The organism is Catenibacterium faecis, from assembly GCF_014306455.1.
Classification (GTDB): domain Bacteria; phylum Bacillota_I; class Bacilli_A; order Erysipelotrichales; family Coprobacillaceae; genus Catenibacterium; species Catenibacterium mitsuoka_A.
The window spans coordinates 24,570-40,428 of record NZ_JACRWG010000016.1 but is presented as its reverse complement, the minus strand read 5'-3'; the positions used below and the strand labels follow the sequence as shown (position 1 = coordinate 40,428).

15 protein-coding genes, 1 tRNA gene and 1 other annotated feature are annotated in these 15,859 nt (G+C 34.0%); of the genes, 9 read left to right on the top strand and 7 right to left on the bottom strand.

All coding sequences use genetic code 11. The features are described 5' to 3' along the window. Positions 1–253: 253 nt before the first annotated feature. The 5 genes from fucO (at position 254) to rmuC (ending at position 6,162) form a co-directional block, all read left to right on the top strand. Entirely contained in the window at positions 254–1,402 is a 1,149-nt protein-coding gene (gene fucO, locus H8909_RS05430; RefSeq protein WP_238928228.1) for a lactaldehyde reductase, read from the top strand. Positions 1,403–1,552: 150 nt separating this feature from the next. After that, a complete protein-coding gene (locus H8909_RS05425; RefSeq protein WP_187012122.1) occupies positions 1,553–2,836 on the top strand; it encodes an HlyC/CorC family transporter in 1,284 nt (427 codons plus the stop codon). Positions 2,837–2,865: 29 nt separating this feature from the next. Then, positions 2,866–3,972, top strand: a complete 1,107-nt coding sequence (locus H8909_RS13470; protein WP_238928227.1) for a YihY/virulence factor BrkB family protein — start codon at positions 2,866–2,868, stop codon at positions 3,970–3,972. Beyond that, on the top strand, positions 3,969–5,252 hold the full coding sequence (gene rlmD / locus H8909_RS13285; protein ID WP_369409808.1) for a 23S rRNA (uracil(1939)-C(5))-methyltransferase RlmD: 1,284 nt from the start codon (positions 3,969–3,971) through the stop codon (positions 5,250–5,252). Before H8909_RS13470 ends, rlmD begins: the two co-directional genes overlap by 4 nt. A 1-nt stretch (position 5,253) precedes the next feature. After that, a complete protein-coding gene (gene rmuC, locus H8909_RS05415; RefSeq protein WP_187012121.1) occupies positions 5,254–6,162 on the top strand; it encodes a DNA recombination protein RmuC in 909 nt (302 codons plus the stop codon). Between the two features lie 49 nt (positions 6,163–6,211). Here rmuC and H8909_RS05410 read toward each other — a convergent pair whose 3' ends face one another. Genes H8909_RS05410 through aroF form a run of 3 tightly spaced genes read right to left on the bottom strand, consistent with a single transcriptional unit; the run spans position 6,212 to position 8,683 of the window. Then, positions 6,212–6,658 (bottom strand): hypothetical protein, encoded by a 447-nt coding sequence (locus H8909_RS05410; protein WP_187012120.1) that lies wholly within the window; start codon positions 6,656–6,658, stop codon positions 6,212–6,214. Continuing rightward, a complete protein-coding gene (gene argF / locus H8909_RS05405; protein WP_202985907.1) occupies positions 6,658–7,647 on the bottom strand; it encodes an ornithine carbamoyltransferase in 990 nt (329 codons plus the stop codon). The genes H8909_RS05410 and argF overlap by 1 nt, the downstream gene beginning before the upstream one ends. A 19-nt stretch (positions 7,648–7,666) precedes the next feature. Continuing rightward, positions 7,667–8,683, bottom strand: coding sequence for a 3-deoxy-7-phosphoheptulonate synthase (aroF, locus tag H8909_RS05400; RefSeq protein WP_187012119.1), 1,017 nt, complete (start codon positions 8,681–8,683; stop codon positions 7,667–7,669). Between the two features lie 40 nt (positions 8,684–8,723). Next, positions 8,724–8,958: a binding site (T-box leader), on the bottom strand. 229 nt (positions 8,959–9,187) lie between these two features. Here aroF and H8909_RS05395 point away from each other — a divergent pair. Then, positions 9,188–9,274: transfer RNA gene (locus H8909_RS05395), tRNA-Leu, on the top strand. A 65-nt stretch (positions 9,275–9,339) separates the two neighbouring features. On the opposite strand, the gene H8909_RS05390 is transcribed toward H8909_RS05395, so the two are convergent. From H8909_RS05390 to H8909_RS05380, 3 genes are all read right to left on the bottom strand, one after another. After that, positions 9,340–9,750, bottom strand: coding sequence for a C-GCAxxG-C-C family protein (locus tag H8909_RS05390; protein ID WP_202898382.1), 411 nt, complete (start codon positions 9,748–9,750; stop codon positions 9,340–9,342). Positions 9,751–9,755: 5 nt separating this feature from the next. Then, a complete protein-coding gene (locus tag H8909_RS05385; RefSeq protein WP_187012118.1) occupies positions 9,756–10,298 on the bottom strand; it encodes a DNA-3-methyladenine glycosylase I in 543 nt (180 codons plus the stop codon). Positions 10,299–10,492: 194 nt separating this feature from the next. Beyond that, on the bottom strand, positions 10,493–11,656 hold the full coding sequence (locus H8909_RS05380; protein WP_187012117.1) for an RNA-guided endonuclease InsQ/TnpB family protein: 1,164 nt from the start codon (positions 11,654–11,656) through the stop codon (positions 10,493–10,495). A 578-nt stretch (positions 11,657–12,234) separates the two neighbouring features. Between H8909_RS05380 and H8909_RS05375 the strand changes: the two genes are divergently transcribed. The 3 genes from H8909_RS05375 (at position 12,235) to H8909_RS05365 (ending at position 15,396) form a co-directional block, all read left to right on the top strand. Next, entirely contained in the window at positions 12,235–13,548 is a 1,314-nt protein-coding gene (locus H8909_RS05375; RefSeq protein WP_187012116.1) for an RsmB/NOP family class I SAM-dependent RNA methyltransferase, read from the top strand. Further along, positions 13,545–13,985 carry an HD domain-containing protein gene (locus tag H8909_RS05370; protein ID WP_238928226.1) on the top strand — a complete coding sequence of 147 codons (441 nt, stop codon included), beginning with the start codon at positions 13,545–13,547 and terminating at the stop codon, positions 13,983–13,985. Before H8909_RS05375 ends, H8909_RS05370 begins: the two co-directional genes overlap by 4 nt. A 70-nt stretch (positions 13,986–14,055) precedes the next feature. Next, positions 14,056–15,396: a C40 family peptidase gene (locus H8909_RS05365; protein WP_369409807.1), complete on the top strand. Its 1,341-nt coding sequence runs from the start codon at positions 14,056–14,058 to the stop codon at positions 15,394–15,396. 44 nt (positions 15,397–15,440) lie between these two features. Here H8909_RS05365 and H8909_RS05360 read toward each other — a convergent pair whose 3' ends face one another. Further along, the gene (locus tag H8909_RS05360; RefSeq protein ID WP_022425871.1) at positions 15,441–15,716 is read right to left on the bottom strand and encodes a hypothetical protein; all 276 of its coding nucleotides are present in this window, start codon (positions 15,714–15,716) and stop codon (positions 15,441–15,443) included. Positions 15,717–15,859 lie beyond the last annotated feature (143 nt).

Sequence of the window (15,859 nt, the reverse complement as noted above, 5' to 3'; positions counted from 1 at the left end):
AAGGCGATACAGAAATATAAGGCGACACATTATGCATAAAAAAATTGCCTGCCACTACGTGGCAGGCAAGGGTACATGTTTTTAATTATTTCACCTGTCTACTTGACAGGGGCGGTTCAAAATGAAAATCAGTTGTCTTTTTTTATGTAAATTAATTCACAAAGTGACAAATCCACTCATCTGTCACTTGAATGATAACACTTACAATGTTAACATGAAGTCAGAAAAGTTAATTAAAAGGAGATCGATAATCATGTATAAGTTCATGTTAAATGAAACAAGTTATCATGGAGCAGGTGCTATTAAAGCTGTTCCTGAAGAAATTAAAGCAAGAGGATTTAAGAAAGTATTTGTTGCTTCTGACCCTGATTTAGTAAAGTTTGGTGTTACTAAGAAAGTAACTGATTTATTAGATGAAGCTGGTATTGAATATGTTCTTTACAGCAACATTAAACCAAACCCAACTATTGAAAACGTACAGACTGGTGTTGCTGCATTCAAAGAAGCAGGCGCTGACTGTATCGTAGCTATCGGTGGTGGATCTTCAATGGATACATCTAAAGCAATCGGTATCATCATTACAAACCCTGAATTTGCTGATGTACGTTCATTAGAAGGTGTTGCACCAACTAAGAATCCTTGTGCTCCAATCATCGCTGTTCCTACTACTGCAGGTACTGCTGCTGAAGTTACAATCAACTATGTAATTACTGATGTTGAAAAGAAACGTAAATTCGTATGTGTAGATAGTCATGATATTCCAGTAGTTGCTGTTGTTGACCCAGACATTATGTCTTCAATGCCAAAAGGATTAACTGCTGCTACAGGTATGGATGCTTTAACTCATGCTATTGAAGGTTATATTACTAAAGGTGCTTGGGAACTTTCAGATATGTTCCATATTAAAGCTATCGAAATCATCGCTCGTTCATTAAGAGGTGCTGTTGAAAACACTGCTGAAGGACGTGAAGGTATGGCTTTAGGTCAGTATGTTGCTGGTATGGGATTCTCTAACGTAGGTTTAGGTGTTGACCATTCTATGGCTCATACATTAAGTGCTTACTATGATATGCCTCATGGTAAAGCTTGTGCAATCTTACTTCCAACAACTATGGAATACAATGCTGAATATACTGGTGAAAAGTATAAAGACATCGCTAAGGCAATGGGTGTTGAAGGTGTAGATGGTATGACTCAGGAAGAATACCGTAAAGCTGCTGTAGATGCTGTTAAGAAGTTAGGTGAAGATGTTGGTATCGAAATGACTCTTAAGGGTGTTGTTAAGGAAGAAGATATTCCTCAGTTAGCTAAGGATGCATATGCTGATGCTTGCCGTCCAGGTAACCCAAGAGATACTTCAGTTGAAGATATTGAAGCATTATATAGATCATTACTTAAATAATAATCATTCATCGGGAGGAACATTTGTTCCTCCTTTTTGTTTTTTATTGATGTTTCTTATAAAAAATGTATAATAGAATTGTGCTTTTGTATATAGCACTCAATATAGTTATTAAAGGAGTATGATAGTGTCGTGGACTCGAGTCAGATAATGATGGTTGTTATTTTTATTTTATTGATTGGATTGTCAGGCTTATTTTCTAGTGCAGAAACTGCATTTATGTCTGTTTCTAAGATTAGAGTAAAGACTGTAAGTGAGGATGAAGAGGATCCCCATCATGCAAAAGCTTTAATTGTTTCTAATCTTTTAGAAGATACAGATCATTTGTTAAGTACAATTCTAGTAGGCAATAACCTTGTTAACATTTTAGCTTCTTCATTAACTACATCTTTTGTAATTAGTGTATTTGGTAATGAAGGAACAGGTGTTGCGGTTGCAACAGGGTTTGTTACGTTAATGATTCTTATTTTTGGTGAAATTACACCAAAGACTTTAGCTGTAAGTAAAGCAGAAGCATTATGTTATAGATTCTGTCGTTTTATTCAATTTATAAATTTTATATTTACACCAGTTGTCGTTATCTTAACTGCAGTGTCTCATGGCTTAATTCATATATTAGGTGGTAATATTGATCCACAGCCTACACTTTCTGAAGAAGACTTAAAAACAATTGTAAACGTGTCTCATGAAGAAGGTGTATTAGAAGATGAAGAAAAAGAAATGATGCATAATATCTTTGATTTTGGTGATACTGATATTAAAGAAATCATGACACCACGTATTCATGTGGCTACAGTTGATTATGATGCGACTTATGATGAAGTGGTTGCTGTATTACAGGAATCGCAATATTCTCGTTTACCAGTTCTTTCAGAAGAGGGTGATGAGATTGTTGGTGTATTACATATCAAGGATATCTTAATGAAGCCTGTTGATCATGAACATTTCCAGGTGAAAGATTATATGCGAGATGCTTATTTCGTTTATGAATTTAATCATATTTCAGATGTTTTTGCTTCTATGCGTAAGGAACATGTGTCTTTATCAGTTGTATTAGATGAATATGGTGTTATGGCTGGTATTGTGACATTAGAAGATATTGTTGAAGAAATTGTTGGTGAAATCGATGATGAATATGATGACAATAGTGAAGAAGTAAAGAAAATCTCTAAGAATGTCTATTTAGTAGACGGCAGTTTAAACATAGATGAAGTCAATGACCGTTGTGGTACAGAATTCGCTTCTGAAGAATTTGAATCTATTGGTGGTCTTGTCTTAGGTCAGGTGAATGGTTCACCCAACCCTCATCAAAAGGTTTATGTAGATGACTGTATGTTTATTATTGAAAAGATTGATAAAAACAGAATTGAATTATTAAGACTTATTATTCCAGAAGAGGAAAGTCAAAAAGAAAATGAAGAAAAACACGATTAAAGTGTTTTTTCTTTTGGAGGTGAGCAGTCATGAAAGATATATATAATAAAGCAATGGCTATATATGATGACTATCGTTATTATGTACCAAGCTTCTCTAGCGCCGCTTTATCATTTTATCTTATCATCCTGCTGATCCCTTCTATGACTATTATTGCAGTTGTAACATCTTCTTTGCATATAAGTGTAGATATTCTAGAGATGGGTATTAAAGAGTTTATACAGCCAGCTTATGCAGAGATGTTGATTGATACATTAAAGGGCAGTTCTTTAAATACAGTCTCTATATTAGTGTTTATTTGGTCTTTTTATGCTGTATCTAGAGGTGTAGGAAATATCTATGATATTTCTAAGAAGATGTTTGCGATAGAAGAAAGAACTGAATCAGTGATTGCATGGTATATCTATGTCTTTAAGGTGACAATGTTGTTACTTGGTACATTATTGATTTCTATTGTATTACTTGCAACAGGACCTATATCTAAAGCATTTCATTTTTTATATGGCATTGCATTTATGCGCTTTGTCCTATTATTTCTTATTATGGTCCTATTTTTTATGGCTATCTATATGATAGTCCCAAGAGAACGTATCACATATCATGAAGCCCTTCAGGGAGCCTTTATAACTTCTGGTGGGATAGTGATTTTATATATTGCATTAAACTATTATTTTAAATATGCAGATTTTACATCTTTATATGGACCACTTACCTCAATCTGTGTTATCTTATTTGTATTTGATTGGGCAAGTGAGATTTTCTATGTAGGAATGTATTTAACTCATATTGCATACTTGAGGAGGAACAACGCAAAATGGCAAGAGAAGATTTTGGAAAGAGTAAACCAAGAAGAAAAAGCTTTAACAACGACAGAAAACCTAGAAAGGATAGCCGTAAAGGGTTCAACAAGGGGTCTGATAAAGGCTATAAGAAAGAAAATAGAGGGCCAAGAAAAGACTTTGACAGAAAGCCAAGAAGAGATTTTGACAGAAAACCAAGAGAAGACTTCGATAAGAAACCAAGAAGAGATTTTGATAGAAAACCAAGAGAAGACTTCGATAAGAAATCAGCAAGAGAATTTGATTCAAAACCAAGAAGATTTTCATCAAAACCAAGAAAAGAAAGAGAAGAAATAAACATCAAGAAGCTTGGTATTAATGGTGAAGGTATTGGTTATATTAAGAAGAAGGTTATCTTTGTACAGAATGCTTTACCATTAGAAATGGTTGAAGTAGAAATTGATAAGAAGACACAGACTTATATGTTAGGTCATGTGACTGCATATAAGAAGCCTTCATCAGCAAGAAAGGATCCTGAATGTGATCAGTACAATCAGTGTATGGGATGTGCTTTAAAGCATATGAATTATGCTGATCAGTTAGTTCATAAACGTGAATTATTAAAAGAAACACTTCATAAATATACAGATTTATCTGTAAAAGACTTGGATATCAAGCCTGTTGTAGGAATGAAAGAGCCAGAACATTATCGTCATATCGTTGCTTTCCCAATTACTTATTTCAGTGGAAAGTTATGTGTGGGCGTTTACCAGCGTGAAACAAAGTTCCTTACTTTAATGGATCATTGTCCTCTTCAGACACAGAAGATCAATTCTTTACTAGTAAAGATTGAAGATATTCTTAATGCAAATAACTGTCGTGATTATAATGATAAGTTCAAGAAGGGCTTAAGATTCTTAATTGTTAGACAGATTGGTGAAGAAATGCAGGTAGCATTTGTTACTGGACAGGATGGTATCAGTCAGACTGTGACTAAAGAAATCGCTGCATTAGATGAAGTGACTGCATTATATTATACAGTGAATACATCTCGTTATCAGGATTTCTATGAACAGGGATTCAAGAGAATCTATGGTCAGACACATGCACAGTATAAGGATTTCAAGATTTCAGTACGTTCTGATATGATTCTTAACCCAGAAATGGATGATGAAAAGACAAGACAGATTTCTTCTTTATTAGATAAGAAGGAAGAAGTATTATCTATGGGTTGTGGTTCAGGAATTATGGAATTACAGCTTGAAAACAAAGTTGTCGCAATTGATGACAATAAGGTAAGTATCCATGATGCCACTGAAAACGCAAAGAGATTAGAATTAGACAACAAGTTATTTGTTGCAGGTCATGTCAATGATCAGGCAGCACATCATTTAAAGAATCATAGATATGATGCATTAATCATCAATGAAACTGTTGATGGTATGACTGAAGATTTATTGAAGTCTATTACTTTATCAGGTATTAAACATTTAATTATTGTATCTGATAACATGAGTACTCTCGCTAAAACATTACATCAATTAGAAGAAATGTATGATGTGAATACTATTATCTCTTTAGATAAAGAACCTCATACACCTCGCTTAGAAATTATTGTAGATTTAAAGCGTAAGTAATATGGAAATTGTATTAAGTATTATTTGTATTGTACTATTGGTTGTTGTTATTTATCTTCTCTATACAACACAGATGAAACTTCATGAGAAGATGGCTGAAACACAGGCAAATAGTTCATCTCTTGATAGACAATATAATTCTATTATTAGTATGTTAACTGATGCAAGTAGATCACTAGGTCAATCGGATACAAAAATTAATCAAATGATTAATGATATGCATGATATTAATGTAATTATGACCAATACAAAAAAGAGAGGGACATTTGGAGAATATCAGCTCTACCATATCCTATCTCTTTATTGTGGTGATAATTCACATATCTTTGAATCACAATATCATTTAAGTAATGGAAAAATAGGGGATGCAGCTTTACATTTACCAGGTAATACTAAAGTACTCATTATTGATTCTAAGTTTCCTATGGAAAACTATTTAAAGATAGTAGATAATCCTAAGGATGTTGTTTATCATAATGAATTCAAGAAGAATGTAAAGAAGCATATAGATGATATTTCTAGTAAATATATTACCGAGGAAACATTGGAAGAGGCAGTAATGTTTATTCCTAGTGAAGCTATCTATCTCTATTTATGTGATGAATGTGCTGATTTATATGATTATGCACATAATAAGAAGGTCTTGATGACATCTCCTTCTACACTTATGGGGGTTGTCTTTACACTTATAAATATCACTAAAGACTTTAATCGTTCTGAGAATATTAAAGAAATAGAACAACGTATTATTAAACTTAAAGAAGATACAAATCGTTTAGATGAACGTTATGACAGAGTCATGAAGAACTTAGCGACTCTTGAAAAGAGTCTTAAGGATCTCGCAATATCTAAAGATAAGATCAGTAAAACAATCAATCAAGCCTATGATGGTGCAATAGAAGAGGAGTAATCCTCTTCTATTTTTACGTAAAAAAGGAGGGGAAATAACCCCCTCCAGTCTAATTTACAGAATCACTTTTATTCATGCTTTCAAGATATGTAAATATATCTTTCGCATTATCACTATAATCACAACTCAAAACAGCTAATGACATCAATAAGAATAGATCACTATAATTACTTAATTCTAAGTCTATACCAATCGCATTGTCATCTCTTACTCCCACTAACTCCTGCTGCTCATGCGCAAAACCACGATCCACTGCCTGTGAAACAAGCAATTCGTAGTTTCCTTCATAATAGCTGGAAACAAAATCATTAAAATCCTTACCGACAATCTCTATTACATTTTCAATTGTCTCATCAGATTCTTCTGCAAGTGTATTGATAAACTGTTCTAACATCACAACAACATACTCAATTACACTATCCGCATTTGCAGTCTCTTCGTTATATATGACATACATGCCTTTGTCATCATAGTAAGATGTAAATAAATGTTTCATTAATCTTCTTTACCTAATGTTGCAACCATAACAGCTTTAATTGTATGAAGTCTATTTTCTGCTTCATCAAATACAACAGAGTTCTTGCTTCTGAATACTTCATCATCCACTTCACGAACATCTAATCCCTGTTCATGTTTTACTCTTGCTGTTTCTGTTTCGAAATCATGGTAAGATGGTAAACAATGCATAAATAATGTATTGTCATTATGTGTCTTACTCATTAATTCTTTGGTTACTTTAAATGGACTTAATAATTCCACTCTTGGCTTATATAATGATTCATCTTCACCCATTGAAACCCAGATATCAGTATAGATAACATCAGCACCATCAACTGCATCTGTATCATCAGTAATAGTCAAACTTCCACCAGACTTTTTACATTCTTCCTGACAATAAGCCACAACTTCTGAATCCATTTCTAATGATTTAGGACCTAAACATACAAAATGCATTCCCACTTTACATGCACCATACATTAATCCATAACAAACATTATTTCTAATATCACCAGTAAATACAAACTTAATTTCGTTTAAAGGCTTATCAAGATGTTCTTGAATAGTAAGGAAATCAGCTAAAGTCTGAGTAGGGTGGTCAACATCTGTTAAACCATTCCATACAGGTACTCCTGAATACTTAGCTAATGCTTCAACGTTTTCCTGTTTAAATCCTCTAAATTCAATTCCATCAAACATTCTACCTAATACTTTCGCTGTATCTTCAATTGACTCCTTCTTTCCCATCTGTGACTGAGTCAAGAAAGTAGCATGTCCTCCTTCATCAAGAACACCTACTTCAAAAGCACATCTTGTACGTGTAGATGTCTTTTCGAATAATAAGGCAATATTCTTACCTTCAAGTGAATGACCAATCTTTCCTGCTTTCTTCTTAGCCTTTAGCTTTTTAGCTAAGTCTAGAAGATAGTAGATTTCTTCTTTAGTATAATCCTTAAGTGTTAAAAAACTTCTCCCGTGTAAATCCATAACTATACTTCCTTTCTACTTATATTTCTTTACCTACTACTTTACCAATTTCTCTTAATTCTTCAATAAGTTTTGTATATTTTTTAGGCTTTAATGACTGAGCCCCATCACATAATGCATGTTCTGGATCATTATGTACTTCAATAAGTAATCCATCACATCCTGCTGCAACACTTGCCTTAGCCATTGGTTCTACTAACCACCATTTACCACCAGCATGTGATGGGTCAATGATGACAGGTAAATGAGTCATTTTTCTAAGTACTGGAATAGCCTGTAAGTCTAGAGTGTTTCTTGTATATGTTTCGAATGTTCTTACACCTCTTTCACATAGGATGACATTCTCATTACCACTTGCCATGATATATTCTGCACTCATGATCCATTCCTGATATGTTGCACTTAATCCTCTCTTTAATAGGATAGGCTTCTTAACTCTTGCACCTACTTCCTTAAGTAAAGTGAAGTTCTGCATGTTTCTTGCACCAATCTGAACTAAGTCTACCTTTTCATTGAATTCATCAATATCATCAGCACTCATAAGTTCTGATACGATTGGTAAACCTGTTTCCTTCTTAGCAGCCACTAAGTAATCTAAACCAGTAGAACCTAATCCCTGGAATGCATATGGAGATGTTCTAGGCTTGAATGCACCACCTCTAAGCATATTAGCTCCAGCTGCTTTTACTTCCTTCGCAATCGCAATTACCTGTTCTTCTGATTCTACAGAACAAGGACCAGCAATAAGAGCCATATGGCCTCCACCTACTTTAACACCATCTACATCCACAATAGTATCTTCAGGATGGAATGCACGGTTAGCTAATTTATAAGGCTGTTCAACTCTCATTACTTTTTCTACATTTGGTGAAACTTCAATATCTCTAGGATCTACTTTAGTAGTATCACCAATTACACCGATAATAGTTGTTTCATGACCAGTAGAAACATGTGGTTCTAAACCATAGCCTTCAATCTTGTCAGTTACTTTCTTAATATCATTTTCATCACATTTTGGTTTTAATACAATAATCATAATCTTTTCTCCTTTGGATATATAAAAAGTCCCTCTCGATTATAAGGACGAGAGGGACTTCGCGTTACCACCTTATTTTATCCATATATCACTATATAGACCTCTGTGAGTACTATCATACTCTGACGATATAACGGTCGTACCCGTGGATACCTACTTCATTTCAATATCCCGACTCCTTGATGTATTTCATCCACATGAATCATTCCCTCTCAGCACTAGGAACTCTCTGTAAATCCAAAAACTGAATGTTCTTTTCAATTCGTTGTCTTTTTTGTATATGAATCTAATATAAGAGCCTTAAAACCAAATGTCAATGATTTTTATATAGTAAGCGAATACATTTAGAAAAAAATAAAAATATTTCTTTTTATGCTACTTATATGAGTGAAAAATTATTCAAATAGTATATGTGCTAGAAAAAATCATGAGAAGCACATCAAAATAAACTATTTTTTTCTTGAAAACGTCTCCTATGCATACTATAATAATAACGTTGTCAATGCCCTTGTGATGAAATTGGTAGACATAGCAGACTCAAAATCTGCCGGCTTCAAACCCGTACCGGTTCGAGTCCGGTCAAGGGCACCAATTATTAACGATTAAGCTGGGATATATTCTCAGCTTTTTTTGTGCGCAAAAAAAGGAATAGATGACTATTCCTCACTAAATAATACTTCTTCTACAATAGCTGCAGCATCTCTAATACAATCAGGACAAGTTCTTAACAACTTACCTGTTTCTACACCTTTTAATACTTTACATGTAGTTGTAGAATTCTTTTCTTTAAATTTCTGCATGATTTCTCTAGATAACTTATAAGTACTTGCTTTACTATTTGGCTTATCTAGATTGCCTGTACTATTCTTACATCCTGCAAGAAGACATGCACCAGTAACAGCACCACAAGTCCCTTCCATGCAACCTACACCTAGACCTAAGCCTTCAGCTACCTTAAACATTGTTTCTTCATCCATACCTACAAGATCACAATAAGTACATGCAATAGCCTGTGCACAGTTATAACCCTTATCATGTCTCTTAATAGTTTCATCAATACGTGTCATATCCTTTACCTCCATTCACAATTCAATAGATGATCATTATAAATGCCAATAGCTTGTAAATAGCTATAGATAATTACAGGACCAACAAACTTGAAGCCACGCTTTTTCATATCTTGAGATATTTTAGTAGATAGTGCATCGCTTGCAGGAATCTCTTTTTCATCCACATAACGATGATCAATTACCTTAAAATCTACGAAAGACCAGATATAATGATCAAAATTGCCAAACTCTTCCTGTACCTTTAAGAAAGCTTTTGCATTACTAATAATACTATTGATCTTCAAACGATTATGAATAATCCCTTCAGCTTCATAGAGAGATTCTATTTTTTCTTTAGAATAAGAGGCAATCTTGTGATAATCAAAATCATCAAATGCCTGATTATAAGCTTCTTCCTTCTTTAAAATAGTATCCCAGGATAATCCTGCCTGCATGCCTTCAAGAACAAGCATCTTAAATAACATTTTTTCATCATGTGTTTCTTTACACCATTGATCATCATGATATTTGATTGCTTCTTTACTTTTAGCCCATGAACACCTCATTAAATAATCCTGCCACTCAAAATGTGATTAAATATGCTCACATCGAGATAATGTAAGTTCTCACGAACATTACTTACTATTTTATTGTGTATGCTTTTGATTGACCGAAATCATATCTACTCACAAGTTCTAGTACACTCCATAGTCGTAAATTCCCGAAATAGCCTTCGGTACATACCTACGTTTGCGTTCATTTATGCAACTTCGTAAGTCGTAGCATCTCTCAGATTAAGTGCAGCATTGAAATCTCTGTCTTCGATATAGCCACAGTCACATCTGAAAAGTCTATCTGAAAGCTTTAAATCTTTCTTGATATTCTTGCAGCAATGACATGTCTTGGATGATGGGAACCATCTATCTACTATTCGAAGTTCAATTCCAGTCTCCTTGCATTTAGCTAGAAGCTTTGTTTTAAATTCATAAAACTTCTGCGAAGCAACTGCCTTTGAAAGATGCTTGTTCTTCATCATTCCTGATACGTTTAGATCTTCAATCGTTATATGAGATGGCTTGGTTTTCACTATCTCTGCGATTGTCTTATTGATGTAATCAGTACGAATGTTGTCTATTCTATGATGAAGCTTCTGTATCTTAAGCCTTTGTTTTTGTATATTTCTTTTTTGAGTGGACCCTCCTTTCTTTATATTTTCATACTTTCGAGAAAGACTTCTCTGTTCTCGAATAAGCTTTTTTTCAAGCTTCTTTAATCTGGCAGATTTATTGATGTTCTTATAAGTTTTTCCATTAGAAACAATCGCAAAGTCCTTTAATCCAAGGTCAATGCCAATTCCTTCACCAGAATTACTGGCTATCCTTTTATCTGGGATTTCTATAAGAACTGAAACATAGTATCTGTCAGCCTTTATTGAGACATGACCGCTCTTAATTACGTATCCATCTTTTGTTGTGGGAATATATCCTTTTTCTTTGATGTGTATCCAGCCAAGTGACGGAATCTTGATTCTGTGTCTTTCGCAAAGGCAATCTTTAGGATTATTCCTTACAAAATACATCTTCACATCAGATCTGCCTTTCTTCTTAAATTTTGGAAAGGCACTCTTGTGATCAAAGAATCTTTTAAATGCGGTCTGTCCGTTATTTACTGCCTGTGTTACCGATTTTGAATAAGCTTCCTTGATCCAGGAATATTCTGGATGGCTCGGAAGAAACTCATTGTTAAGCCATACTCTAAACTGGCCGCTGCTCATAAACTTTTTGCCACTTTCATGAAGTTCCTTATTATGAGCAAGATAGAAGTTATAGATAAATCTGCAAGTACCTATTGTTTTACGAATCTTTACTTTCTGCTCCTCTGTTGGATTTATTTCCGTCTTGAAGCTCTTCAGCAATTTCCTCATCCCTTTCTATCAGTTTTTTTATACTTACGAAGCCCATTGCAGCCTGTAGGAGAACACATGAAATATTGAAACAATATCCTACACGAATTTTCCATCTGATTTCTAATCTAATTATAGTCTAAATGGAAAATCCATGTATTCAGTTCAGCTTCATGAACGCCGATTTATAGGCGTTTATAAAATTTGATTTTTTCTAACCTGTGATTTATGGGTATTCAAATAATTCTTTTACATTACAGAACTATCTTAAAAATGCAACTTGATTTAGTAAATGCTGATTATAAGTATAATAACACCTATTCGTTTGGGTTCGGTTTGCCTTTAAAGTTCCTTCTCTATCTCAACGTAATAATATCTTAACAGATATGCCTAAAAGTTCAGCAAAATCCATTAGTTTATAATTTGTGATATTTGATGTGTTCATTTTAACGTTCTTCTTTGAGGGGATTTGAACACATTCAAACACAATGGTTGATATATTCAGTTACTTATAGTTCCCTCCTTTTCACATTGTAGCATATCAAAAGTAGTCAACGCATCTATTTTTTTGTATAATAGTTCAGAAAGGACGTGAATTTATGGAACAATTTGATGCCCGTATGAAGTCTTTATTAAAAGATGAATATGATGACTTTAAGAAAGCTTTATTAGAAAAGCCAGTTAAAGGTTTATATTTAAATAGAAATAAGAAGAATGTAGAAAGAGTACTAGATCAGAACTATGTAGAACATCATCCTATTGTAGAAAATGGTTATCTCTATGATGAAAACTATCATCCGGGAAGAAGTGCTTATTTCCTTGCAGGACTTTATTATATCCAGGAACCAAGTGCGATGCTTGTAGCAGATGCATTACCTATTGAACCTGATGATTTTGTGTTAGATATGTGTGCGGCTCCAGGAGGTAAAAGCTGTGAGATTGCATCTCGATTAACTGGAGAAGGTGTATTAATTGCGAATGATATAGAAGCATCTCGTGCCCGTATTTTAAGTGAGAATATTGAACGTTTTGGTTTAGATAATACAATAGTCACAAATATAGATCCCATGCGCTTTACTAAACAATTTCAGGAAGCATTTGATAAGATTGTCTTAGATGCACCTTGTAGTGGAGAAGGGATGTTTAGAAAACTTGAACAGGCAATAGATACATGGAGTGAAGAAAAGGTATTAGAATGTGCTCATATTCAAAAGAATCTTTTAAAGGGTGCTTATGAAATGTTGAAGCAGGGTGGTATGGTTATTTATTCTACATGTACTTACTCATATGAAGAAAATGAAGCAATGGTTCATTATGCAGTGGATCAACTTGGCTTTGAATTACTTCCTCTTACTAAATCTCATGGTTTATGTCCAGGTGTTGATCTAGATGAAGTGGTGAGATGTTATCCTCATCATTATCGTGGAGAAGGGCACTTTATTGCCTTACTAAGAAAACCAGGCAATAGTCCAAGAAAACAAGTACGTACAATAAAACCTTCAGTTAATCTAGCGGACTTAAAGGTCTTAGAAGCTTTCTACCAGGAGAATCTCAATAAGAAAGTACCTTCATATATCATCGAAAATAATGGACATCTTTATGCAGTTAAGAAGAACTTCCCAGAACTAAAAGGAATCAGAGTATTACGTAATGGGCTCTATTTAGGTGAAGTGAGAAAGAATAGATTTATACCCAGCTATTCTCTTGCCCTAACTCTCACTAAACAAGATGTTAAAAGAAGTTATGACTATCCAAGTGAAAGTGAAGAAATCAAGAAATATATCCATGGTGAAACTTTAGAAGGAACAGGAGAAAAAGGCTTTGGTGTCATCTTTGTAGATGGTTATCCACTTTCTTTCTATAAAGAAAGCAATCAGGTTAAAAACTTATTTCCTAAGGGACTAAGACGATGAATCGTTACTTTAGCTTACGTGATGAAGTCTTACATCTTTTAGATGAAAAAAGTCATGGATATTATAAAAGAGATGCTATTGCACATATGTTTCAGGTAGAAACATTGTGTTTATTACTTGCAAAAGAAAGAAATCTAGATGAAGAATTATGTGCTATTATCGGTCTTCTTCATGATATTGCGGTTCCTATTTATTCTTCTAGTTTCCAGCATGCCACTCGTTCAAGTGAATTGGCAAAAGAATTACTGGATCCTATATTTAGCGAAGAAGAAAAGAACATTATTATAACTGCAATCAGTAATCATTCACATAAAGAACGCATAGATGATGTCTATAGTGAACTGATTAAAGATGCAGATTGTTGGAGTCACTATCTCGAAAAGACAGTTTTGAAGCATGAAGAATCAGAAAGGCTAAAACTTCTTAAGATTATGTGAATTTACATATGACATTGGGTTTTAATTGGAGTTGTGTTATAATTAACTGTGCGTAAAGGAAGGTGATTTTGTGAAAAGAGGACATAAAATAGTATCATTGCTTATTGCATGTGCGATGGTAACTCCGCTTGCTTTTTCTAATGTGAATACAGTAGAAGCGGCCAATAAATTTGAAGGTCAGGAAACAAAGTATTATAAGCTTTGTTCATCTAAGACACTTACTCGCTCAAATCAGAATACTTGTAAAGAGTTTAATAAATATTTAAAAACAAAAAGTGCAAGCTTAAAGAGTGAAATCAGCAGCAAACAGAGTAATGTTGATAGTGCAAAGCTATCTATTTCAGATGCAGCAAATAAGATTAATAGCTTAAATAGTCAGATCAATGAAGCCACTCAGAAGATTGCTTATATGAATACTGCAATCACAAATGCAGAAAACAATCTAAATGAAAAGAAGGCTTTATTAAAGGATAGAATTTATTCTATGCAGAGTCAGATGAATTCTAATGCCTATGTTGATTATTTATTTAATGCAAGTTCATTCTCAGATTTCTTCTCAAGAGCTGCAACTCTTAAGGATTTAACTTCTTATGAAACAGATTTAATGAATGAAATCAAGGAAGAACAGAAGCAGTTAGAAATTCAGAAACAGACACTTGTTGATACTCAGACTGCACTTAATGCACAGAAGAGTCAGGCTGAAGAATTACAGAAAACATTAGTTGCAAAACTTGAAGCTGAGCAGAAAGCTTTACAGGATAAGCAGAGTGATTTATCTGACAATGAAAGTAACATTGGTACAATTGCCCAGAACTTAGTTGAATTAAGTAAGGCATCAGATGAATCTAAAGTAAGTGGTGTAACTCATGCAACACCAAACAAGAACAACAGTTCTTCTAGTAATAGTGGTTCTTCTAATAATGGAGGATCATCAAACAACAGTGGTTCATCAAACAATGGTGGAGGGAATACAATACCAACACCAACACCTAGTCCAGACCAGTCTTCTAGAGGTCTTGCGATTGCGAACAAAGCATTAACACGTCAGGGTTATATGTATTCATGGGGTGGATGTCACTCTATGAGTCAGATTGCGAATCCTAATTGGACTAAGTTTGACTGTTCAGGTCTAGTTAACTGGGCTCATTATCAGGCTGGTGTTAATATTGGATCAAATACGACTAAGACATTATGTGGTGTAGGAACACAGGTGGATCGTGGTTCTATGCAGGCTGGTGATATTATCTTATTTAGTTCAAATGGTTCATATTCTGGTGTTCATCATGTCGGTATCTATATTGGCGGTAACCGTATGGTACATGCCCCTTCAAGTGGTAAACCAGTACAGGTTGCAACATTAGGAAATGGTTATTGGCAAAGAGAATTCTACCAGGCAAGAAGATGTTATTAAAGGAATGCAAGGCATTCCTTTTTTAGCGCAAATAAAAAAACGGTTTAACCGTTTTTCTTTTTTAAGATGACTTTTGTAACGATAATGATTAATACTAATACAATCGCAGATGAAATATAGAAAGTATTCATTAGTGGTGGTTTACTGAACCATTTAGTAGACTTTGCAATCATACGTGCAGCTAAAGCAATTGAGTAACCAGTAGAAGCAGCGCCTACTAAAGCAAGTAATGCTTTGAATAATTTTCCTGTAACTTCAGTAAATAAAATTGCGATTGCAAGAGTACATAACGCAATGAATATATAAATGACTAATTGCATCGGGGAAACCTCCTTTTCACACTTAGTAAAAGATATCATAAAATCCCCCTTTTTGCAATTGTGTTCGATTAATTAAACAGTAATATGTAAATTATGTGAAAATGTGAGATAATAAGGGTGGAGTGTGGACAAATAATGTCCTG

Bases quoted from the DNA above. Each gene is read 5' to 3' on its own strand.
- fucO (WP_238928228.1), top strand. From the start codon at position 254: ATGTATAAGTTCATGTTAAATGAAACAAGTTATCATGGAGCAGGTGCT.
- H8909_RS05425 (WP_187012122.1), top strand. From the start codon at position 1,553: ATGATGGTTGTTATTTTTATTTTATTGATTGGATTGTCAGGCTTATTT.
- H8909_RS13470 (WP_238928227.1), top strand. From the start codon at position 2,866: ATGAAAGATATATATAATAAAGCAATGGCTATATATGATGACTATCGT.
- rmuC (WP_187012121.1), top strand. From the start codon at position 5,254: ATGGAAATTGTATTAAGTATTATTTGTATTGTACTATTGGTTGTTGTT.
- H8909_RS05410 (WP_187012120.1), bottom strand. From the start codon at position 6,658: ATGAAACATTTATTTACATCTTACTATGATGACAAAGGCATGTATGTC.
- argF (WP_202985907.1), bottom strand. From the start codon at position 7,647: ATGGATTTACACGGGAGAAGTTTTTTAACACTTAAGGATTATACTAAA.
- aroF (WP_187012119.1), bottom strand. From the start codon at position 8,683: ATGATTATTGTATTAAAACCAAAATGTGATGAAAATGATATTAAGAAA.
- H8909_RS05390 (WP_202898382.1), bottom strand. From the start codon at position 9,750: ATGACACGTATTGATGAAACTATTAAGAGACATGATAAGGGTTATAAC.
- H8909_RS05385 (WP_187012118.1), bottom strand. From the start codon at position 10,298: ATGAGGTGTTCATGGGCTAAAAGTAAAGAAGCAATCAAATATCATGAT.
- H8909_RS05380 (WP_187012117.1), bottom strand. From the start codon at position 11,656: ATGAGGAAATTGCTGAAGAGCTTCAAGACGGAAATAAATCCAACAGAG.
- H8909_RS05375 (WP_187012116.1), top strand. From the start codon at position 12,235: ATGGAACAATTTGATGCCCGTATGAAGTCTTTATTAAAAGATGAATAT.
- H8909_RS05370 (WP_238928226.1), top strand. From the start codon at position 13,545: ATGAATCGTTACTTTAGCTTACGTGATGAAGTCTTACATCTTTTAGAT.
- H8909_RS05360 (WP_022425871.1), bottom strand. From the start codon at position 15,716: ATGCAATTAGTCATTTATATATTCATTGCGTTATGTACTCTTGCAATC.